Source organism: Dyella sp. M7H15-1, assembly GCF_004114615.1.
Classification (GTDB): Bacteria; Pseudomonadota; Gammaproteobacteria; order Xanthomonadales; family Rhodanobacteraceae; genus Dyella_B.
Map to the genome: position 1 here is coordinate 2,151,626 of NZ_CP035300.1, position 20,363 is coordinate 2,171,988.

The window sequence follows — 20,363 nt, forward strand, 5'->3', positions numbered from 1 at the left end:
TTCTTTCCTTATCACACTGCGCGATCAATCGCGCATCAGGAACGCCCGCATCTTGCCGAGCGCTTTCTTGTTGATCTGGCAGATGCGGGCGGTTGTCAACTCAAGTACTTGCGCAATCTGACTCAAACTCAGTTCGTATTCGTAGTACAACTGGATCACTTGCTGCTCGCGCGTATCCAGCATGCGCAGGGCTTCGGCCAGGCTTGATTGGTCGATCACGGCTTGCTCTGGACTAGCCTGCATACCTGCTACGTCACCTTGCGTAGCAACGATTTCATCGAAGCTGGCGAACGCCTGTGCGTTATCGGCCAACTCCAGTTCGTCGTATTGCTCAGCGGAAATGTCCAGCGCGGTGCAGACTTCCTCCCGCTTCGGTTCACGCCCCAGCTTGCGGCGCAATTCGCGCTCGGCCTGACGTAGCTTGTGCGCCGACTGGCGTGTCGCGCGTGAGCGCCAATCCAGACGGCGCAATTCGTCCAGCACCGCGCCACGCACGCGCAACGAGGCGTAACTACCGAAGCCTTCGTCCGGCTCGCCGTAACGGCGCAGTGCTTCAAGCAGTCCCATCAAACCGATCTGCTCCATGTCTTCGGCATCAAACACGCCGCTGACCTGCGAGGAAAGGCTGCGCACTACACGCTTGACCAGCGGCGCATACGTCACCAGCCAACGCTGCTCCTGGGCCTTGCTCATCTTTTGCGCCGAACGCTGGACACGCGTGTAATCCGTGTCCGGAAAACCGGCCGGCGCCGATTCGGTGTTACTTAGCATCGCGTAAAATTCCATAAGGCTTACTCAAGCATCTGTCTGCCGATTTGCACACTGGAGAACGGCACTTTGCCGACTTCGCCATATGCGTTGACATAGGCTTCCTGCAGTACGGAAGTAAGTTGGTCCACGTCCATGCCACGCATGTCATCCATGCTGTAATCGGAAAGCGCGCGGTAAGCCGTGCTGCGCAACAGCGGAAGCTGGTCTTTCACTTGCTTCTCACGCTTACCGTCTGTCTGAAAGATCAAATCCAACGCCAGGTAGCGCGAACGCGCTGCGTCAGGGGCATTCAGCATGACGATCAGCTTGTCCAGCGTCACGAAGCGCGAGTCCGGTGTGGCAGCCTGCGCCTGGCCTTCGATCTGCTTGGCTGGCGTGGTAGCGGCTGCATGATGTTTGGCGAACGGACCAACACCCGACAGCCACGCGGTAACCCCGCCGCCCGCAACCACTGCAAACGCTATTGCGCCAAGAATGGCCAGTTTCGTTTTCATGCTCTGTCACCTCGTGATTCCGTGGCACGCTTCCACGCGGCATCAAATCCTTCGTCGGTGGCATCGGCGGCCAGGGCGCGCCCCGGCGTCTGCTGAGGGGACGAATCGCCATCGCGGCCTTGCTGCTGTCCGCCGCGCTCACCGTGGTCGGCGTGGCGGCCATGACTGATCTGCACCGTCACATCATTGAATTGACGGCTGTTCAATTCCTGCCGCAGGCTGTCGCTGATAACCTGCAACTGTTGTGCAACCTCCGCCTGGCTTGCGCTGATACGCACATGCATAGCGCCGACTTCATGTCTCAATTCAATGCGTACACTGCCGGATAAATGAGGATCCAAACGAATGACCGCGCTTTGGATGCCCTGACCCGCCTGCACGCTGATGCGTTCGCCGAGCGCGCCGAGCAGCTTTTGCTCGGGCGTATTCGCCACGGGTACCGGCATCTGTTTTGCGGACGCCGTTTCCAGCGATGTCGTTTGCGGCATGGCCTGCGTCAACGTGGCTGGCGTGGATGTGGCCGCGTCGGTGGATACTGCACGCGCCATCGGCGCCGCGAGTAGTGGTTCGGCGTGATCACCACCCTGCTGCGGCTGCGTCACCACACGTGCCGTCCATGCCTGCATCACGGGATACGCGGCTTGCTCCTGACGCGCCACCGTATCGACAAGCAACGACGGCGCCACGGCCAGCGGTGCATGATCGTTCGCCAATGCCACCCGTCTAACCATCGTCACGGGCTGAGACGGCTGCGCCGGCGAGGACAGCGCGAGCACGGATGGCACCGCCATGGACGGAGCACGCACCTCGCCAAAACCTTGCACCCACTCATCCATCAACGCTGCGTGCGACGGGCCCCACATCTGCGCAGCCACTTGTTGCGGATCGATATCAGCCAGCGCGGGCTCCGCCTCGGTCTGCTGATCCGGCAACCGCTCAAACAACTCTGCAAGATCAGCATTCGCAACAACTTCCTCCATCGGCCATGGCACCTGCGCATCGCGCCATGCGATGGCGTCGATCGGAAGATCACCGATGGGCGGTACGATGGCGTTGTCTGGCAACACAGCAACAGGGGTCGCAACCATGGAAGCCAACGACAGGTTCATGACGTCATGTCCTGCGCATCGTCGTACTTGGCATAGGCCACCCACGCCGAACGATGGCGGTTAAACTCCGCCATCTCGTCGGCAAGCTTCTGCTTTTCCTCGGCGATCATACCCAGCGTGGCGCGGATCTCCGCCTTGACGCCATCGAGCGCGCGGTATTCGGCAGCCTGCCAGTTGGCATGCGCGGTCAGTTGGTCGGCCAGTGCGCGAAGCTGGCGGTCTTCTCGGGCCAGGGCGACCCAATCGTGAGCTTTGCAAGCAGCGCGTAGACGCGCCGCGCTAAGATTCAGGCGGCTGGACATCGATGTGTGCTTCATGCGGTGCGATCCTCTACTTTCTGCCATGCATCGCGCAGCGTGGTGACCAGTTCGATCACTTCATCCACGATGGTCGGATCCAACGAGCAGCCGGCTTGATTGAGGCGTGCCGTACCGTAATCGTAAAGACGGCCAAGCTGTATCACGGCCTCGCCACCTAGCTCGAAATCGAGCGAACTGGTCAGCGCGGCGAACATGTCGATGCATTTGTTGATGCTGTGGCCCTTGGCCTCGAAACGCGAGTGCTCGATGTGCGCGCGGGCGCGCACCATTTCATCAAGCAAACCATTCATCAGCACCAGTACCAGTTGTACCGGTGACGCGCCTGCAATCTGGGCATTCAGAGTGGCCGCGCGATAGGTTCCGTAGCCAACGTGATCCATGATCATTTCTTTCCAGTATCGGGTTTCAGCGCCTCTAGCAAATCCAGCGTGTAGTTCATTTGCGCGTCGATCACGTAAAGGCGATTGAATTGATGGAGGTAACGCTCATAAACACGAGTGTATTGAGCCTCCAGAGCGGTCTCGCGCTTGCTCAATTGATCCTGAATCTTTTCCATCGAATCCTGGCGAGACTGAATCTGACCGTTGGTGGTGGACAGCCAGCTATCCAGATAGCCCTCGAATTTACCCAGCAAACCAGTGCTGCTGTCACCAAACAGCTTGTCCAGCGCGGCTGGGTCGGCCGCCAATGCTTCGTTGAACTTGACAGTATCGAACTTGAGCACGCCGGTGCGATCAGTGGAGATGCCGAAGTCCAGCAGCTTTTGGCCCTCTACGCTCTGGCGCAGCATGTCGCTCAAGCGTTGCTGCAAGGTGCGAATCCCCGCATCGCCCGCCATGGGGCCGGCCGAACCCGGTGTACCGTTACCGGCATAAGCCAGATCATCCAGAATTTTCTTGAGCGCGTTGTAGGCGTCAACGAAGGACTTCACATTCTCTTCGGTTGAGCTTCCGTCGCGCGAAATGGTCAGCATCAGCGCGGGGTCGCCCGCATTCATCGCCTGAGTGAAGGTGACGCTGACACCCTGGATGCCGGTGAAGGTATTGGCGCTTTGCTCCACTCGCGTGCCGCCTTCGCCACCGATATAGAACACCGCATTGCGCGCCGCGGTCATTTCGTTGGCGCCATCCAACGCATTGCGTAGTCCGGCATGGCCAATGCCGTTGGTATTGAGGCTGATTTCGCCCTCTGTGCCGGCCTGGCCAGAACTGAGCACTAATTGCTGTTCGCCGTTGACCGTGACCACCGACGCACTGACCTTGCCACGGTTGCCCACCGCTTCATTGATGGCGCGCGCCATTTCGGCCGAGGTGAGGTTACCGTCGGCATCGGCCCTGGCGTCGGTCAGATCGACCTCGAAGCTCTCGCCATGACCCAGTTCGACGACCAGCGTCCCCGCCTCATCCACCGGCACCGCGGGAATGCCCTGCACGGAAAGCTGGTGCGATGTCGCTAATTGCTCGACAAAGAAGGCGTAGCTTCCTGGCTGTGCGCTGCTGCCGACGGACACGGTGCCCATGTTGGTATTCGACAGCACGCCCTGGTACTTGATCATGCCACCCGCCGAGGATAGGCCCGTCAAGGCGGCCTGAAAACCGCTCAGCGCGCTGCGCAGCTTGGTCAACGCATCGCTGGCACGGGTTGCGTTAGCCTTCTGCGCATCCAGCCGGTCAAACGCATTCATCATGAACAGCTCAGCGAAATACAGCGCGTTTTCAGTAGGTTTTTGTGGATTGACGATCATGACGTGCTTCCGTTTGCTGGATAGTGGATTCCATGTGCATGGAGACGGGCGCGGGACCATGCCTGCGTGGCAAGCTGATCTTGTTGCTTCTGTTCGCGCGTGTGCTGTTGTTGATGCAGCGCGTGGCGCTTGTTTTGCAGTACATGACCAAGGCTGCGATGCTTCAGGGCGGCCGTGATCAGAGCCTGCCGGCTGACCTCGATGTCCGCATCGTGGCAGGCCAGGTCGCGGCGATGGTGGCTGATCAAATCGATCAGCGATGCCTTGTAATGCGCACTGTTGCTGGACAACACCGGGCAGCCCATGTCCGAGGCGGCGGCGGTGGCCAGCAGGTGCTCCATGCGCTCCAGGTTATTCACATAGCGCACGCGCACGGCCTGCTGGCTCGCTAGCTCGCTGGTGAGCCGATCCACGTCGCGTTCGCGCAGTTCGACCAGCCGCGACAGACTGTTTACGGTGCGCTCCGTGTTCATATCAGCAGCGCTTCCATCTGCTCCATCGACGTGGCAAACGGCGCGGCTTCGTGCATGCCTTGCTGCAAATAGGCCGCCATCTGCGCGTGAAGTTCGACCGCGCGGTCGGTCCGTGGATCGGCGCCGGCCACGTAGCCGCCCAGCGGGATCAAGTCGCGCACCTGCGCGTACCGGCTGAGCAGGTCACGCCATTCGCGCATGCTGCCAAGATGTGATGCCGACACCACGTGCGTCATGCAGCGACTGACCGAACGCGTGACATCGATCGCGGGATAGTGACCTTGCGCAGCAAGATCGCGCGATAACATGATGTGGCCGTCGAGAATCGCTCGCGCGGTATCGACCACCGGATCCTGCTCGTCATCGCCTTCGGCCAGCACGGTGTAGATCGCACTCATACTGCCTGGTCCTTCGCCGTTGCCAGCGCTTTCCACCAGTGACGGCAACAGGCCGAACACCGACGGTGGATAGCCGCGTGTCGCAGGCGGCTCGCCCAAGGCCAGTGCCATTTCACGCTGCGCCATGGCGTAACGGGTCAGCGAATCGACCAGCAGCAACACATTGCTGCCATGGTCGCGGTAATGCGCGGCAACGGCATGACACAGTTCGGTGGCCATCAGGCGCATCAGCGGCGATTCGTCCGCCGGCGCCACCACGACCACCGCTTTCTTCAAACCTTCCGGACCGAGCGAATGTTCGATGAACTCGCGCACTTCGCGCCCACGCTCGCCGATCAATCCGACGACGACCACATCGGCTTCGGTCTGCCGCGTGATCATACCGAGCAAGACACTCTTGCCCACGCCACTGCCGGCGAACAGACCCACACGCTGCCCGCGACCCAGGGTAAGCATGCCGTTGATGGCGCGCACACCGACATCCAGCACACCCGATACAGGTTGCTTCTTCATCGGGTTGACGCGTGGCGGATGCAGGTTGAGCGGCTGATCGCCAAGCAATGGCCCCAGGCCATCGATCGGCTCGCCCAATCCGTCGATGACGCGACCGCGCCAGGTGGGGCCGATATGCAGACGGCGCTCATCCGAATCGGCCACCACGCGTGCGCCGGCCACTAGGCCGTGCTGCTTGCGGAAAGGCATGAGGTACGACACGTCGTTGCGGAAACCCACCACACGCGCATCCAGCCAGTCACCAGACGTGGTTTCGATACGCGTGCGCTGTCCGGTCTCGAATGCGTAACCAGTCGCTTCCAACAAGATACCGGATACGCCACTGAGCCTTCCTACTTCACGGGCGACCGGAACGTCGTCGAGTTTAAACGCCTGCCCTAGCATGTCGCGCGGACTACGCGACATGCTAGGGCAGGCGTTTTGGTTCAGTGAACGGATCATTCAACCCCCGTCTCCGCGAACATCACGGCGTGGATCTGTTCAATGCATGCGGCAAGGCGTTGCGCGCAACCGACATCCAGTTCGCGGTCGCCCGCGCTGATGCGGCATTCGCCGGCTTCCAGTTGCGGATCGGGAACGAGTCCGTAGCTTTTGGCGCGTCGTGGCGCAGCCTTCAACACGCGCTGATAGTCGTTCGGATGCAGGCGCACCTCGACCGTTTCCGCCGGCTTGGGGAGTTCGGCCAGCGCTTCGTCGATCAAAGCCAGGATTTGCTTCGGCGCGGTTTCCAATTCCGCACGAACGACCTGCCGAGCAACCTGCTCGACCAACGTAACTAACTGCTCCCGCGATGCGGCTTGAAAATCTTTCTGCATCTGGCCGAAACCAGCCACCACCGTTTCCAACGGTTCGCTGATAGCGTCGAACGCCGCACGCGCTTCACGCGAAGCACGTTCGCTGCCCATCTTACTGCCCTCGGCATAACCGGCCGTATGACCCTCGTCGTAGCCGGCCTTACGGTATTCCTCCAGCACCTCTTCCGTCAGTGCCGAATCGGCGGCTTCGGCCTCGACCAGCGCGTGCGGATCGGCTTGCAGACGTGCAAGCGACGGAAAGTGATGGGTGCGATAGGCTTTCATCACACCACATCCTCCGCCAACAGTTGCAGGGTCACTTCGTCTTCGGCCGCCATGTCGCGCAGCCGCGCCATGATCTCGCGGCGCGCTTGGTCGACGCGACTGAGCGGCATGGAAGGTGTACGACGCAGCATGTCTTCGAAGGCCTGCACCTGACGGCCCGGCATGGCGCGCATGAGCGCTCCTTGGATTTTCGGATCGGCACCCTTGAGCGCGACGCCCCACAGCTCGAAATCGGTCTGTTCGAGGATGGCGGCAATAGTGGCGTCGTTCTGGTAGGCGAGGATCGGGAATTGGTAGATGCGGTCTTCCACTTGCGACACCACCTCCGGATCGTGCGCGCGCAGCAGCTCCACCACCTGGGCGCGGTCGCCTGGCATGCGGTTGATAATGTCGGCGGCCTGGCGCACGCCTTCCACCGCCGTGCTCTGCGTGCCGAGGTTGTCGATGCAGTCATCGACCACGGCCTCCAGGTCACGCAGCAGTTCGTGGTCGATTTCTTTCAACTTGGCAATCTGCAACAACACCAGATCGCAGCTTTCCGACGGGAGCGCATGGATGACCTGGCTAGCCTGTTCTGATGGCAGGAACGCCAGGAACATGGCCTGCATTCGCACGTGCTCGCGCGACAAGCGTTCAGCCAGCCATTGCGGTTGCGCCCACTGCAGGCGCGCCATCTTGGGACCGATCACATCACCATAAATGTGGTTGAGCACGCTGTTGGCGATCACGCTGCCCAGCGCCATGTCCAGCGAACGTTGCAGGAATTGGCGGGACGCGCCGCGCACGCTGCTCTGTTCGCGGAAGGCGTCGAAAAAGTTGCCGAGGGTGTCCTGCACCGCATCCACCTTCACGCCGTTCATGCGGGCCATCACCAAGGTGACATCCAGCAGTTCTTCGCGTGACAGGCAGCGCAGGACAGCGGATGCCGCTTCTTCACCCATGCTGAGCAAGGTGATCGCCGCACGCTCGACCGGACTCAATGCCACGCCGCGGGCCGGCGCATCGAACAGATTGCCGAATTTGTGGTTGATCGAGTTATCCATGTTTGCGAATCCACGGTTTGATGACGTCAGCGACACGCTCGGGGGCCTGCGCGGCGAGTACCTTCAGATGCTCGACCAGCACGTCGGCGCTGGAACCAACCGGCGGCAATGGGATCTCGTCTTCGGTCAACAGCGAGGACGTCTGTGCAGTCGTCGCTATGTCGGTCTTGAGCGCGTCGCCCTCAGCCACGTCTACGGAGTTGTCGTGGATTTGTGGGTTCTGATTCACCACCCATTGACGCAGGATCTTGATCAGCGGACGCAGCACCAGCAGGAAGATCAGCAAGGCGAGCAGCGCATAACCCGTGTAACCACCCATGGTCAGCATGTGCTCGGGCTGCTTCCACCACGGCAAAGGCGCATCCACGGCGGGCATGTGGAAATCGAGCGCGGAGACGGTGAGTTGGTCTTCGCGTGCTTCGTCCCTGCCGATACCGCTTTGCAGGATGCTTTCGATCTTGCCGAGCTGCTCGGACGTCCACACCTTGCCATCCGGCGAAGCCGCATTATTCAACACCACGGCGACGCTGACACGCTTCACACGGGTCGGTGCACGCTTGATCTGCACCACGTTGCGGTCATACACATATTGGCGCGTGATGGCATTGCGCTTGGAAGTCGGCTCTTTCTTGTCGTCCGCCGCTTGCACGTTGTTGCTGGTCGGATTGGGGCGATTGGAAAGCGAACCGGGCACCCCCAAGGCCATCTGGCTGTTGTCCTGTTCGTCGCGTGTGGCTTCGTTGGTGATGCGCGGATCTTCGCCGTACTGCTCGTGCATTTCCTCAATGCGGTCGTTATCGGTTTCCACCATCACGCTGGCTTTGAAATTGCCTTCGCCCAAGCTCTGGGCGAGCAGGTCGCGGATATTGCGCAAGGTCTCTTCGCGCACGCGCGCGCCGACTTCACCATCCATCACGGACAAGTCGTTGGGATCGATGGTGGAAGAAAGGTAATTGCCATGCTGGTCGATCACTGCCACTTTCGCGGGATCGAGATTGGCCACGCTGCCCGATACCATGCCGATGATGGCACCGATCTGCTCTTTGCTAAGCTTGCGCCCCGGCTTGAGTGTCAGCACGACCGACGCCGAACTCTTGTCGCCGTCGCTGAAAATGAAAGAAGAAGACTTGGCGATCGACAGATGCACGCGCGCCGATTCCACCGGATCCAGGCTCATGATGCTCTTGATCAGCTCACCTTCCAGGCCGCGGCGAAAGCGCACGTCCTGCACGAACTGACTTACGCCGAGCGGATCACTCTTGTCGACCTGCTCAAGCCCTTCCGGCAAGCGCGCCACGACACCCTTAGCGGCGAGCAGCATGCGCGCACGGCTGAGCTTGGATTCAGGCACCAACACCTGGCCGCTTTGCGGGTGAAGGCGAAAGGGAATGTTTTCCGATTCCAGCACCGACATGGTTTCCGACGCGGACACATCTTCACGCGCACCGAACAGCGGCTTGTAGCTGGCATCGCTACGCCACATGAACATCATGGCAAGCGCGGTAAGACCCATCGCCAGCACGAAAATCGGCAGCAGCTTCACCAGCGTGGCGGAAGAAGGCAGCTTGACGCCCTTGCCAAACCCGGAAGCCATGGTTTTGAGTTTCGCGATCATGCTTCAGGCCGCCCCTTAGACCTGCATCTTGATGATGTCATCGAAAGCAGCCATCAGCTTGTTGCGCACCTGCATCATCATCGAGAAGGACAAGTTCGCTTCCTGGCTGGCCAGCATGGCTCCGATCAGGTCGTCACTTTGTCCGGATTCGACCGCCGAAACCTTGAGATGGGCCGCGTGCTGCTGGCCATCCATATGCGAAACGGCATGCTTCATCGCCTGCGCGAAACCCACACCCGACTCACCGTTGACGCCCGGCGTAAAACCCGAGGTCAAGCTCATACGCGAGGCGGTAATGGCTTCCAGCATCGGACTGGACAGTTCGATCTTCATGAGGAATCCCGGCGAAAAATAGGCGATTTGAGGTAACGGAGCGCATTGTCCCGGCCGGGATACCGGGTCGTTAGCAATCTCAAACGAATTTCAACCCTGATATGCGGGCTGATCTGATGATCGCGCTCGAGAAACAGATGAAGGCCCAAGGATTGACGCAAACCGCAGCAGCCAAGGTTCTCGGCGTCAGCCAGTCGCGGGTATCCGACATTGTGCGTGGCAAGGCTGAAAATTTCAGCCTGGACATGCTGGTCACCTTCGCCGCTCGCATGGGCAAACCCGCACGGATCGTGCTGTCACCCTAATCGAATCGCTTAAGCGAGTGACACACGCGTGACTGTGGTGTTGTTTGGCCTTGCGCGTCACGCCGAGCCTCGCGTTGAGAAAGAATCGCCCGTTGCGCCCTTCCTCGATTGGGGTGCACTCACTTCACCGGCGCCATCCATGAACGGCTTGGAGATTCGCCTCGATCTGGGTGCCGGTCTGGCGTTGACGATCGCGAGGCGCTGATGTTTTTCCCCGAAGGTCAGATCCGGATCACTTTCCACATCGCCGACTTTGAATGGCAGACAACGTCCGTAGGAAGCTTATATGTGTCCTGTTGGGACTCCGTCTTTGCCATGCTCTGTGCGCGGACACCACATGCCACACTGCACAGAGCCAAGCCAAAAATTTGAATGAAGCGGTGCATATCAATTTCCTCGCATCCTATAGGGCATCCGATTACACACAGGAGGCGAGTGCCTCTTAAAAAGGCCCCGCTTCGCGGGGCCTTCGCTTGGTGTAAGCGAATATTCAAGACCTTCGCCCGTCACCGCGAACATGTGCCCTGCTTCTTCATTGCGCCGGGTACGGATATCTAATTTCCCGAACGAAACGAGAATCCCACGGACACCAAATACCCTTCTGCAGAAAACCGCTACCGGGAACACCTACAAGGTCCAAATGCTCTTCGACTTCAAACGCTGTCGCGCTACAGTGTTCAATATTATTACTGAAAAGCTTGAGAGAGTCTGGATTGAGGTGAAAAGGGTATTCCTCATTGTAAGCAACCCTTCCTCTTACAATCTTCCCTTCTATATGCACCGGATCACCATGCCAAGTGTTACCTTCAATAATGCTTGCAATTTGATCCGCCAAAACCGGATTGTTGACAGCCACGACAAATTCATGAGGACCAAATGCAGTCGATGCGGAATTCGTGGCGTTAGGAGTTACAAAAGAAAAATAGCGCGTCTGCGCCTGTGTGATACCCGAAAAACTCGTCGCTGCTATAGCTGATGCCAATGCTACCAGTAGCATTTTCTTCGCTTTCATACATTCCTCCTTGGAGAGAGCACAAAGTTTTCGTCACTACTCGTAGGTCTACGAGCCGCCTTAGGCTAGGATGCACGACGTAGTCACATCGTGATCGATCGCACGCATTTTTTAAGAGCACGCGCATCAAGCCGTCCTAAAAGCAGAGAGCCCGACCGGAACATATGTCCACTGGTGTGGCAAATGGGTGAAGTCGGTCAAGACGAGCTGGAGGAAACTCAGGGATGTGGCAGGGCTGTCCAGATGGTTCGCGCCAAAGGTGATCCGCCATACGATGGCCACCGAGATGAGGCGCCGTGGCGTGCCTTCTTGGGAGGTCTCGGGCCAGATATCAGCCACAAGCGCGCCGGCACTTCGGAGATCCATGCCAAGTTCGATCCGGATTATTTAGGGAAAGCGGCGACGGCGCTGGAAGCGATGATGCAAGACCTTGCCGCGCTTGTACCCAAATTAGCCTGGGTCATAGCGGGGCCAGTAAAAAAAGCCAGCTTCCCAAGCGTTGACACAACCTCTTGAAAAGACTGGCTTTGAATATGGTGGGCGGTACAAGGATCGAACTTGTGACCCCTTCCATGTCAAGGAAGTGCTCTACCGCTGAGCTAACCGCCCGGGAGCCGCGAAGTATACGGGAACGAAATAGGGCTGAAAAGGCTGCTCACCGCGCCGCCCGTTCCCGCAACTGATGGATCTGATCGCGCAGACGCGCAGCCTCCTCGAATTCCAGATTTTCTGCATGCTTGCGCATATCGGCCTCCAGCCGCTTGATCATGGCCGAAGCCTGATCGGCACTGAGTCTGGCGTAATCGGCGGCTTCCTCGGCCACGGCCAGGGCCGCACGGCCGCGAGTGGATTTGCCCCGGCCACGGCCAGTGACTTCGCTGCGGGCACCTTCCATGATGTCGGCGATCCGCCGCACCACCGATTTCGGGGTGATGCCGTGGGTTTCATTCCAGGCTTGTTGCTTCTCGCGGCGACGCTGGGTTTCCTCCATCGCCGCCTTCATCGAGCGGGTCATTTCATCCGCGTAGAGAATCGCTTTGCCACGCACATGACGAGCGGCACGACCGATGGTTTGAATGAGCGAGCCGGTGGAACGCAGGAAGCCTTCCTTGTCGGCGTCAAGGATGGCAACCAGCGAGACTTCAGGCATGTCCAAACCCTCGCGCAACAGGTTGATGCCAACCAGCACGTCGAATTCGCCCAGGCGCAGATCGCGGATGATTTCCACGCGTTCGACGGTTTCGATGTCCGAGTGCAGGTAGCGCACTTTCACATCGTGCTCGCTGAGGTATTCGGTGAGGTTTTCCGCCATGCGCTTGGTGAGCGTGGTAACCAACACGCGGTCGCCCATCGCAACGCGTTTTTTCGCTTCGCCGAGCAGATCGTCGACCTGGGTGCGCACCGGACGCACTTCCACTTCCGGATCGATCAGTCCGGTGGGACGCACCACCAGCTCGATCACGGCATCACCGGATTTTTCCATCTCGTACTTGCTCGGCGTGGCAGAGACGAAAATGGTGCGTGGTATGCGTCGCTCGAATTCCTCGAAACGCAGTGGCCGGTTATCCATCGCAGACGGCAGGCGGAAACCGAATTCGACCAAGGTTTCCTTGCGTGAGCGATCGCCTTTGTACATGGCGCCGAGCTGCGGCATGGTGACGTGGGATTCGTCTATCACCAGCAGCGCATCGGCCGGCAGGTAATCGAACAGGGTCGGCGGCGGCTCGCCCGGCGCGCGGCGCGTGAGGTGACGCGAGTAATTTTCGATGCCCTGGCAATAGCCGACTTCGGCCATCATTTCCACGTCGAAGCGGGTGCGCTGATCCAAGCGCTGCGCCTCGACCAGACGGTTTTCCTTGTAGAGATATTCCAGGCGATCTTTCAGTTCTTCCTTGATCGTATCGATCGCATTGAGAACACTTTCGCGTGTGCTGGCGTAATGGGTCCTCGGATAGACGGTGTAGCGCGGCACCTTGCGGATGGTTTCACCGGTCAGCGGATCGAACAACGCGAGATTTTCCACTTCACCATCGAACAACTCGATGCGCAATGCTTCGGCTTCCGATTCGGCCGGGAACACGTCGATGATTTCGCCGCGCACGCGGTAGCTGCCGCGGCGCAGTTCCATTTCGTTGCGGGTGTACTGCAGTTCGGTCAGTTGGCGGATCAGTGCACGCTGGTCGATGCGCTCGCCACGCGCCAGGATCAAGCGCAGCGAAAGATAATCCTCCGGGTCGCCCAGACCGTAGATGGCCGACACCGTGGCAACAATCAGCGCATCCTTGCGCGACAGCAGCGCCTTGGTCGCGGCGAGTCGCATCTGCTCGATGTGATCGTTGATCGAGGCGTCTTTCTCGATATAGGTATCGGACGCGACGACATAGGCTTCCGGCTGGTAGTAGTCGTAATAGCTGACGAAGTATTCCACCGCATTACGCGGAAAGAACTCCTTGAATTCGCCATACAACTGTGCCGCCAGGGTCTTGTTCGGCGCCAACACAATGGTAGGGCGCTGCACCTTCTCAATCATGTTGGCGATGGTGAAAGTCTTGCCCGAACCGGTGACACCGAGCAGGGTTTGCGCGGCCAGTCCCGCATCGAAGCCTTCGACGAGACGCTTGATGGCCTCGGGCTGGTCACCGGAGGGTTGGTAGTCGGAGACGAGTTCGAAGCGGTCGCGGTCGGTCATAGGCTTACTCTGCGGGCGCGGAGGGGCATTTTAAATACTGGATGCTGACAGGAGCTGTCAGCAAGGGCTCACCCGGCTGGTGGCCAGTGATGACTGGCATCCGGAGAATGGCGGTCTAGCATGGCCCGTATGACGTTAAAGAAGGGCTTTGGACTGATCGAACAGATCGTGGCACTGGTCGTGCTTGCAGTGCTCACGGCCATCGCCATTCCGGCCTTTCACGACCTCGTTGGCCGGCATGAACTGCACGTAGCGCAAACCGACTACATCGCCGCGCTTCAGCACGCGCACGATCTGGCCGTGAATGATCAGATGCGCATTGTTTTTTGCCCGAGCAGCAATGCGCTTACCTGCAATAACGACAGCGTATGGATCAGCGGCTGGTTGATCGGTCGCGATCCGCAGAACAACGGGCAACCCGATGGGGTGCCGCTATACGCAGGCGGCAGATATTCCAGCAGACTCAACATAGTAGGGAGCGACAGCAAGAAGAGTATCCGCTTCCAACCGGATGGTACCGTGGGCAGCAGCAATCAGACGCTGACAATCTGTCTGCGCAACGATGCATCGCAGGCGCTGAGTGTAGTGATCGCACGGCGTGGACGTGTGCGCGGCGAAGTGGCGACAGCGGCTAATGCGGAAAAATGTGTCGGCGTTGATTAAAAGCATCCGATTACACACATCCGAAACATCAGATGAGTGATCCCTCTCCCTCCGGGAGAGGGTGTCGGCAGGCGGGTGAGGGTCCGGACGAAGCGAGCGATTCAGTTCTCGCACAAGTCTTTGTTTTCGCGCCCTGGCCGCACCCTCACCCCAACCCTCTCCCGGAGGGAGAGGGGCTCACGCCCACTCATCCAGCCTGACATCGAAAAAAGATGTGTGTGATCGGATGCCCATGGGTCCGGGCACTATTCATTTTTTGCAAGGCCCTTCACCGCTTCCATTATCAGAATGAAATAACCAAGGCGATGATCGAGATATTTGACATGAACGGTCGCGCCAGCACGACCGACGTCAAACTAACCACTCAACCAATTGGCCATTTGAAATCTACGAGCGTATCGTTGTAATCGTTATCGGTTCCATCTTCAGCGCCAACCGTGATGAAATTTGTGTCACTCGCGATCATTGATCGCGCCATCTGCATATCACATGGCTTTCCATTGGCAGTGACCGTAACCTTGATTTTTCCGCTCCCGGAGTTCAGGGTCTGATCGCCTATCAACTTGTAAATGCCTGACCCGGTGAATTGGGCCTTTTGACTGCCGTCCACATAGATGGTCGCCAATTGATTGCCTGACGAACAGGCATGCGCAGTCACACCAAACTGGGTATTCGGCGGAATGCTGAATTCATATTGCTGAGGCATGGCTCAATCTCCTTAAAGTTAGCGTCATCTGCCCTTCTCCACGGACTCAAACTCTCCACACTCGCCCGCGAAAAACCCTGCAGAAAAGGGCCATCGCAGTTGCCGATTTGATGCTGCACTGCGGGGATATTTAGTGTATGGATCTATTCGTCTAGCGGTGGTGACGAATCTGTTTGCGCACTTTTCACGAAACAGGCATGCCTAGTCACTTGCGCGGAAGGAAGTTCCTCTAGCTGCCAAGCTCGATTTAGAGATGCTCTGATTTATTTGTATTACACGTCTGCAAGACGGACATATCCTGTCAATGGCAACATCGCGCGCCGTACCATCCACACCTTCGATAGCGCAAACAGTGTCAGTACCTGCGCGGTGTTCTTGATCCATCCCTTCCCCTTTTTCGCCGCTACCGGCAGGCGACACACCCACCTCGATAAGGCAGAATGGATGCATCCACGGCATCGTTCCCGCCATGTCCACCCAACCCTATTCGCTACGCGCCAGCGTGCTGCAAAGCCTCACCGCAACCAAGCGTCCGGATGTGCCGCTGTGGGTGGTGATACGCAATACCACAGCCGTGGTGTTGCCCCTGGCGATCGGCATGCTCACCGAGCATCCCGAAGCCGGGCTGGCGGTTGCCGCCGGCGCACTGAACACCATGTTCTCCGACCAGCCCGGCCCTTATCGCCAGCGGCTATGGCAGCTTTTCCTCGCATCACTGGCAGCAGGGCTTGCCTCGTTGTGCGGATTCTTGATCGGTGGAGATCTGATTCCGATCACCCTAGCTACGGCGGCCTTCGGTTTCTTCGGCGGTTTGCTGGTGATGTTTGGTACCGACATCGCGCGCGTGGGTATGACCAGCATGATCTTGCTGGTCGTGACTGCGGCATCCCCATCCTCGTTTCATGAAGCGCTGACCGGCGCGGCGCTGATCTTCACGGGTGGTTTGTTGCTGGCCTTGTTCTCGGTTGCCGCATGGCCATTGCAACGTTATCGCCCGGAACGTTACGCATTGGCCACCGTTTATCGCGGCCTGGCTACTTTCGCCAAAGAACCTTCGCAGGATGATGGCGACGTACCAGCATTGACCGACGCCATGACTACGCTGCAACAGACCTTGCTCGGCCGGCATCACGCACGCGGCCGTGCGATGGAAGCCTTTGCCGTGTTGCTGGAACTGGCCGAACGCATCCGGCTTGAACTCATTGCGATGACCGACATGCATGGCGCTACCCACATCATCGCGATGTTCCGCGCCGATGCCGCACGCGTGCTGGTCGCGATTGCCGAAGCACTGGAAGCCGGCGAGTCACCTGAACAAGCAGCGCGCGCCTTGCAGACACTGCAAACCAGCGAGCGCGCCCTGCTCGACCATCACACGCGCAACGACAGTGTCGCCACGCATATCCATGCCCTGTCCGGACAGTTGGCCGCGGCGGTGCGCAATGCGAACTGGGCCGGTTCGCGCGGTGAAATACGCGCCGCCGCGGCAGAAACACGTTTGCCCAGTGCACTGCGCGGCAACTCGGCACTCGGCGCCTTGCGCGCCAACCTCACCACGCATTCGATGGCTTTCCGCCACGCGATGCGCTGCGCGGTATGTCTGAGCATGGCGCTGCTTGTTTCACGCATCTGGCAACTGCCGCACGGCTATTGGTTGCCCATGACCACCGCCATCGTGCTGCGCCCGGATTTTGCCGCCACCTTCAACTTCGGCTTGCTACGCGTACTGGGCACCATCCTCGGCCTGGTGATAACGACGACACTGCTGCGCGTCACGCCGCATGATGTCTGGACGCATCTGGCCTTGATGGCTGTGTTGTGCATGGCATTTCGCTATCTCGCCACTGCACACTACGGTATCGCCGTGGCGGCACTGACTGGCACGGTCGTGATTTTCCTTTCCTTCGAGGGTGTGAACTCCGACACCGCCATGCTGGACCGTGTGCTCAACACGGCACTTGGCAGCGGCATGGCTCTGCTTGCCTACGTGATATGGCCTACGTGGGAACGCCGGCGCGCACGCGCCGCACTGTCCGTCATGCTGGAAGCCTACGCCGGATACCTGCATGCACTGGCCCAACCGGAACGTCGCGACAGCCATCGCGAAACTCGCACCGGCGCGCGCACCGCACGCACCAACGCCCAGGCATCACTCGATCGCATGGCGGCTGAACCGGGCACGCCGCTGTCATTACTGGAGCTGGCCAACGCGCTGTTCCTCAACGGCAACCGGTTGGCGCGTACCGCAATGACCCTTGAAGCCTTGCTGCACGATTGCGACAACCTGCCCGAACAGGCGGAAGTCACCCACTTCGTCGATCGATCCGCTGCGCAGCTGCGCGCCCTGGCCGTTGCTCTGCGTGACAACCAGTTGCCGCCACCCGCACCGGAGCTGCGCCAGCTTCAGCGCAGCCTTTCCACGTTGCTGACGATGGCCGATGACAAGCCGCGTGCGGAGCAACTAGTGCGCATCAGTGATCGACTGGCCGACAACATCAACACGCTTGCCTATGTGGTGGGACGCGGGCCGCAGGAAGCGGCTGCGGCGCGGGGTAGCAAGCACGTGCATCCGTGCCCCCCTCAGGGGTGAGCGCAGCGAATCATCCCATGTCTTCGATGCACTAAAGGCACGGGACGAATCAGGATGAGTGCGTGTTTCATGGCAACCTACAAAAGCAGAAAGGGCCGTGTTACCACAGCCCTTTCCATGATCACTGCAACGCAGCCGATTACTTCTTCAACAAACCAGACAGCGTCTTGCCGAGATCCGCCGGCGACTTCACCGTGGTGACGCCTGCCTTCTCCAGCGCCGCGAACTTGGCCGCGGCCGTGCCCTTGCCGCCAGAGATGATCGCACCGGCGTGACCCATGCGCTTGCCGGCCGGAGCCGAGGCGCCGGCGATGAAGGAGACCACCGGCTTCTTGACGTATTCGCCGATGAATTCAGCGGCTTCTTCTTCGGCGCTGCCGCCGATTTCGCCGACCATGATGATGCCTTCGGTCTGCGGATCGTCCTGGAACAGCTTCAGGCAGTCGATGAAGTTCAGGCCGTTGATCGGGTCGCCGCCGATGCCGATGCAGGTGGACTGGCCCAGGCCTTCGTGGGTGGTCTGGAACACGGCTTCATAGGTCAGCGTGCCGGAGCGCGACACGATGCCGACCTTGCCCGGCTTGTGGATGTGACCGGGCATGATGCCGATCTTGCATTCGCCCGGGGTGATGATGCCGGGGCAGTTCGGGCCGATCAGCACGGTTTCCGGATGCTGCGCCAGCACGTTCTTCACGCGCAGCATGTCGAGCACCGGGATGCCTTCGGTGATGGTGACGATCACGCGCACGCCCGCGTCGATCGCTTCGAGGATCGAATCGGCAGCGAACGGCGGCGGCACGAAGATCACCGATGCGTCGGCGCCGGTGCCTTCGACGGCTTCGGCCACGCTGTTGAAGACCGGCAGACCGATATGCTCGGTGCCGCCCTTGCCCGGGGTGACGCCACCGACCACCTTGGTGCCGTAGTCGATCGCCTGTTCGGCGTGGAAGGTGCCCTGCTGGCCGGTGAAGCCCTGCACGATCACCTTGGTGTTCTTGTTGACCAAAACGCTCATGGTTTACTCGCTCCTCACTTCGCGGCGGCCACGGCTTTCTTCGCCGCGTCGTTGAGATCGTCAGCCGGCGTAATGGCCAGGCCGGAGTTGGCCAGCAGCTCGCGGCCCTTCTCGACGTTGGTGCCCTGCAGGCGCACCACCACCGGAATCTTCAGGCCCACTTCCTTCACTGCGGCGATGATGCCCTCGGCGATCATGTCGCAGCGGACGATGCCGCCGAAGATGTTGACCAGGATGGCCTTCACCTTGTCGGAAGAGGTGATGAGCTTGAATGCCTCGGTCACGCGTTCCTTGGTGGCGCCGCCGCCGACGTCGAGGAAGTTGGCCGGCTCGCCGCCCGCCAGCTTGATCACGTCCATGGTGGCCATGGCCAGGCCCGCGCCGTTGACCATGCAGCCGATGTTGCCGTCCATGGTCACGTAGTTGAGGTTGTGCTGCACGGCCGCCGCTTCGGCGGCGTCTTCCTGGGTGAGGTCGCGCATCTTGGCCAGGTCCGCATGACGGAACTCGGCGTTGTCGTCGGAATTGACCTTGCCGTCGAGCGCGGCGAGGTTGCCGTCTTCGAGAATGGCGAGCGGGTTCAGCTCGACCAGCGACAGGTCTTTCTCGTTGAACAGCTTGTACAAGCCCAGCATGATCTTGGTGAGCTGGGTGACCTGCTTGGGGTTCAGGTCCATCGCGAAGCCGAGTTGGCGGCACTGGTACGGCTGCAGACCTTCGACGAAATCCACCACGATGGTGTGGATATCATCCGGCGTTTCTTTGGCAACCTGCTCGATGTCCACGCCACCGTGTTTGGAGGCGATGAAGGTGACGGCCTTGCTGTCGCGGTCGACCAGGATCGACAGGTACAGCTCTTTAGCGATATTGGTGGCATCGGTCACCAGCACCAGATTCACCGGCAGCGCACGGCCAGCCGACTGGTAGGTTTCCATGTTTTTGCCCAGCATGCCCTTGGCGGCGGCATGGACATCGTCCAGGCTCTTGCAGAACTTGACGCCACCGGCCTTGCCGCGGCCACCTGCGTGGATCTGGGCCTTGACCATCCATTGCGAACCGCCAAGGTGCTTGGCGGCGTCGACAGCGGCGTCGGGGGAGTTGGCGACTTTGCCCGGCGGCACGGCGATGCCGTAATGCGCGAACAGCTCTTTGGCCTGGTACTCGTGGAAATTCATTCGATACCTCGAGTGAATGGGGAAGAATCGAGCCTATACGGTAGCCACAGCACAGGCTTGGGAGGGCGGACGGCGGTGAAACGGCACTGCCGGCGTGCAGTGCGCTGAAGCCATGGGGGATGCTCTGATCAATTTTTTGTGGGTGCCACCGCTGCTGTCCGATTGCAGACCACAGGACCATCGGCGAAGGCAGGCTGGCTGGCTGGCTGTCGAGACGATAGTCCGAAGGCATGCAGTCGGACAGCAGCGGTGGCACCCACAAAAAATTGATCAGAGCATCCCTCGCATGGCGAAAACCGCGCAATACGGCTAGGTA

Annotated in this window: 22 protein-coding genes, 1 tRNA gene and 1 pseudogene; 5 read left to right on the top strand and 19 right to left on the bottom strand. The window is 59.7% G+C overall.

Translation table 11 applies throughout. The features are described from left to right. Positions 1–24: 24 nt before the first annotated feature. Genes EO087_RS10060 through fliE form a run of 12 tightly spaced genes read right to left on the bottom strand, consistent with a single transcriptional unit; the run spans position 25 to position 9,892 of the window. Positions 25–771: a FliA/WhiG family RNA polymerase sigma factor gene (locus EO087_RS10060; RefSeq protein WP_128898751.1), complete on the bottom strand. Its 747-nt coding sequence runs from the start codon at positions 769–771 to the stop codon at positions 25–27. Positions 772–791: 20 nt separating this feature from the next. Further along, a complete protein-coding gene (locus EO087_RS10065) occupies positions 792–1,265 on the bottom strand; it encodes a flagellar basal body-associated FliL family protein (RefSeq protein ID WP_128898752.1) in 474 nt (157 codons plus the stop codon). Further along, complete coding sequence (locus tag EO087_RS10070) at positions 1,262–2,374, bottom strand: flagellar hook-length control protein FliK (RefSeq protein WP_128898753.1); 1,113 nt, start codon at positions 2,372–2,374, stop codon at positions 1,262–1,264. The genes EO087_RS10065 and EO087_RS10070 overlap by 4 nt, the downstream gene beginning before the upstream one ends. Beyond that, positions 2,371–2,691 (bottom strand): hypothetical protein, encoded by a 321-nt coding sequence (locus EO087_RS10075; protein WP_128898754.1) that lies wholly within the window; start codon positions 2,689–2,691, stop codon positions 2,371–2,373. The genes EO087_RS10070 and EO087_RS10075 overlap by 4 nt, the downstream gene beginning before the upstream one ends. Further along, entirely contained in the window at positions 2,688–3,074 is a 387-nt protein-coding gene (fliS, locus tag EO087_RS10080; RefSeq protein ID WP_128898755.1) for a flagellar export chaperone FliS, read from the bottom strand. The genes EO087_RS10075 and fliS overlap by 4 nt, the downstream gene beginning before the upstream one ends. Before the next feature lie 2 nt (positions 3,075–3,076). Then, positions 3,077–4,438, bottom strand: a complete 1,362-nt coding sequence (gene fliD, locus EO087_RS10085; RefSeq protein ID WP_164931811.1) for a flagellar filament capping protein FliD — start codon at positions 4,436–4,438, stop codon at positions 3,077–3,079. Then, entirely contained in the window at positions 4,435–4,911 is a 477-nt protein-coding gene (gene fliJ, locus EO087_RS10090) for a flagellar export protein FliJ (RefSeq protein WP_128898757.1), read from the bottom strand. The genes fliD and fliJ overlap by 4 nt, the downstream gene beginning before the upstream one ends. Then, positions 4,908–6,263: a flagellar protein export ATPase FliI gene (gene fliI / locus EO087_RS10095; protein ID WP_304988473.1), complete on the bottom strand. Its 1,356-nt coding sequence runs from the start codon at positions 6,261–6,263 to the stop codon at positions 4,908–4,910. The genes fliJ and fliI overlap by 4 nt, the downstream gene beginning before the upstream one ends. Then, on the bottom strand, positions 6,260–6,901 hold the full coding sequence (locus tag EO087_RS10100; protein WP_128898758.1) for a FliH/SctL family protein: 642 nt from the start codon (positions 6,899–6,901) through the stop codon (positions 6,260–6,262). Before EO087_RS10100 ends, fliI begins: the two co-directional genes overlap by 4 nt. Continuing rightward, complete coding sequence (locus tag EO087_RS10105) at positions 6,901–7,944, bottom strand: FliG C-terminal domain-containing protein (protein ID WP_128898759.1); 1,044 nt, start codon at positions 7,942–7,944, stop codon at positions 6,901–6,903. Before EO087_RS10105 ends, EO087_RS10100 begins: the two co-directional genes overlap by 1 nt. Then, positions 7,937–9,559, bottom strand: coding sequence for a flagellar basal-body MS-ring/collar protein FliF (gene fliF, locus EO087_RS10110; protein ID WP_128898760.1), 1,623 nt, complete (start codon positions 9,557–9,559; stop codon positions 7,937–7,939). The genes EO087_RS10105 and fliF overlap by 8 nt, the downstream gene beginning before the upstream one ends. 15 nt (positions 9,560–9,574) lie before the next feature. Further along, positions 9,575–9,892 carry a flagellar hook-basal body complex protein FliE gene (fliE, locus tag EO087_RS10115; protein WP_128898761.1) on the bottom strand — a complete coding sequence of 106 codons (318 nt, stop codon included), beginning with the start codon at positions 9,890–9,892 and terminating at the stop codon, positions 9,575–9,577. Between the two features lie 137 nt (positions 9,893–10,029). Between fliE and EO087_RS10120 the strand changes: the two genes are divergently transcribed. Beyond that, positions 10,030–10,197, top strand: a complete 168-nt coding sequence (locus EO087_RS10120) for an XRE family transcriptional regulator (protein ID WP_240669016.1) — start codon at positions 10,030–10,032, stop codon at positions 10,195–10,197. A gap of 28 nt (positions 10,198–10,225) precedes the next feature. Further along, positions 10,226–10,402, top strand: coding sequence for a hypothetical protein (locus EO087_RS16255; RefSeq protein WP_164931812.1), 177 nt, complete (start codon positions 10,226–10,228; stop codon positions 10,400–10,402). 327 nt (positions 10,403–10,729) lie between these two features. Here the strand turns inward: EO087_RS16255 and EO087_RS10125 are convergent, their stop codons facing one another. Next, the gene (locus tag EO087_RS10125; protein WP_128898763.1) at positions 10,730–11,209 is read right to left on the bottom strand and encodes a hypothetical protein; all 480 of its coding nucleotides are present in this window, start codon (positions 11,207–11,209) and stop codon (positions 10,730–10,732) included. Positions 11,210–11,392: 183 nt separating this feature from the next. Here EO087_RS10125 and EO087_RS10130 point away from each other — a divergent pair, with 183 nt between their 5' ends. Continuing rightward, the gene (locus tag EO087_RS10130; protein ID WP_128898764.1) at positions 11,393–11,725 is read left to right on the top strand and encodes a hypothetical protein; all 333 of its coding nucleotides are present in this window, start codon (positions 11,393–11,395) and stop codon (positions 11,723–11,725) included. An 18-nt stretch (positions 11,726–11,743) separates the two neighbouring features. Here the strand turns inward: EO087_RS10130 and EO087_RS10135 are convergent. Both EO087_RS10135 and uvrB read right to left on the bottom strand, forming a co-directional pair. Then, a tRNA-Val gene (locus tag EO087_RS10135) sits at positions 11,744–11,818 on the bottom strand. A 46-nt stretch (positions 11,819–11,864) separates the two neighbouring features. After that, positions 11,865–13,898 carry an excinuclease ABC subunit UvrB gene (gene uvrB / locus EO087_RS10140; protein ID WP_128898765.1) on the bottom strand — a complete coding sequence of 678 codons (2,034 nt, stop codon included), beginning with the start codon at positions 13,896–13,898 and terminating at the stop codon, positions 11,865–11,867. A 120-nt stretch (positions 13,899–14,018) separates the two neighbouring features. On the opposite strand from uvrB, the gene EO087_RS10145 reads away from it, so the two are divergent. Further along, entirely contained in the window at positions 14,019–14,561 is a 543-nt protein-coding gene (locus tag EO087_RS10145) for a GspH/FimT family pseudopilin (RefSeq protein WP_128899892.1), read from the top strand. A 364-nt stretch (positions 14,562–14,925) separates the two neighbouring features. Here the strand turns inward: EO087_RS10145 and EO087_RS10150 are convergent, their stop codons facing one another. Together EO087_RS10150 and EO087_RS16755 are read right to left on the bottom strand one after the other, a co-directional pair. Beyond that, positions 14,926–15,267 (bottom strand): fucose-binding lectin II, encoded by a 342-nt coding sequence (locus tag EO087_RS10150; protein ID WP_128898766.1) that lies wholly within the window; start codon positions 15,265–15,267, stop codon positions 14,926–14,928. 272 nt (positions 15,268–15,539) lie between these two features. Then, positions 15,540–15,662: pseudogene (locus EO087_RS16755) on the bottom strand (IS5/IS1182 family transposase); the annotation flags it as partial. Between the two features lie 74 nt (positions 15,663–15,736). On the opposite strand from EO087_RS16755, the gene EO087_RS10155 reads away from it, so the two are divergent. Beyond that, positions 15,737–17,857, top strand: coding sequence for an FUSC family protein (locus EO087_RS10155; protein WP_128898767.1), 2,121 nt, complete (start codon positions 15,737–15,739; stop codon positions 17,855–17,857). A 139-nt stretch (positions 17,858–17,996) separates the two neighbouring features. Here the strand turns inward: EO087_RS10155 and sucD are convergent, their stop codons facing one another. Together sucD and sucC are read right to left on the bottom strand one after the other, a co-directional pair. Further along, positions 17,997–18,872: a succinate--CoA ligase subunit alpha gene (gene sucD / locus EO087_RS10160; protein WP_128898768.1), complete on the bottom strand. Its 876-nt coding sequence runs from the start codon at positions 18,870–18,872 to the stop codon at positions 17,997–17,999. Between the two features lie 14 nt (positions 18,873–18,886). Then, positions 18,887–20,047 (bottom strand): ADP-forming succinate--CoA ligase subunit beta, encoded by a 1,161-nt coding sequence (gene sucC / locus EO087_RS10165; protein ID WP_128898769.1) that lies wholly within the window; start codon positions 20,045–20,047, stop codon positions 18,887–18,889. Positions 20,048–20,363: the final 316 nt, after the last annotated feature.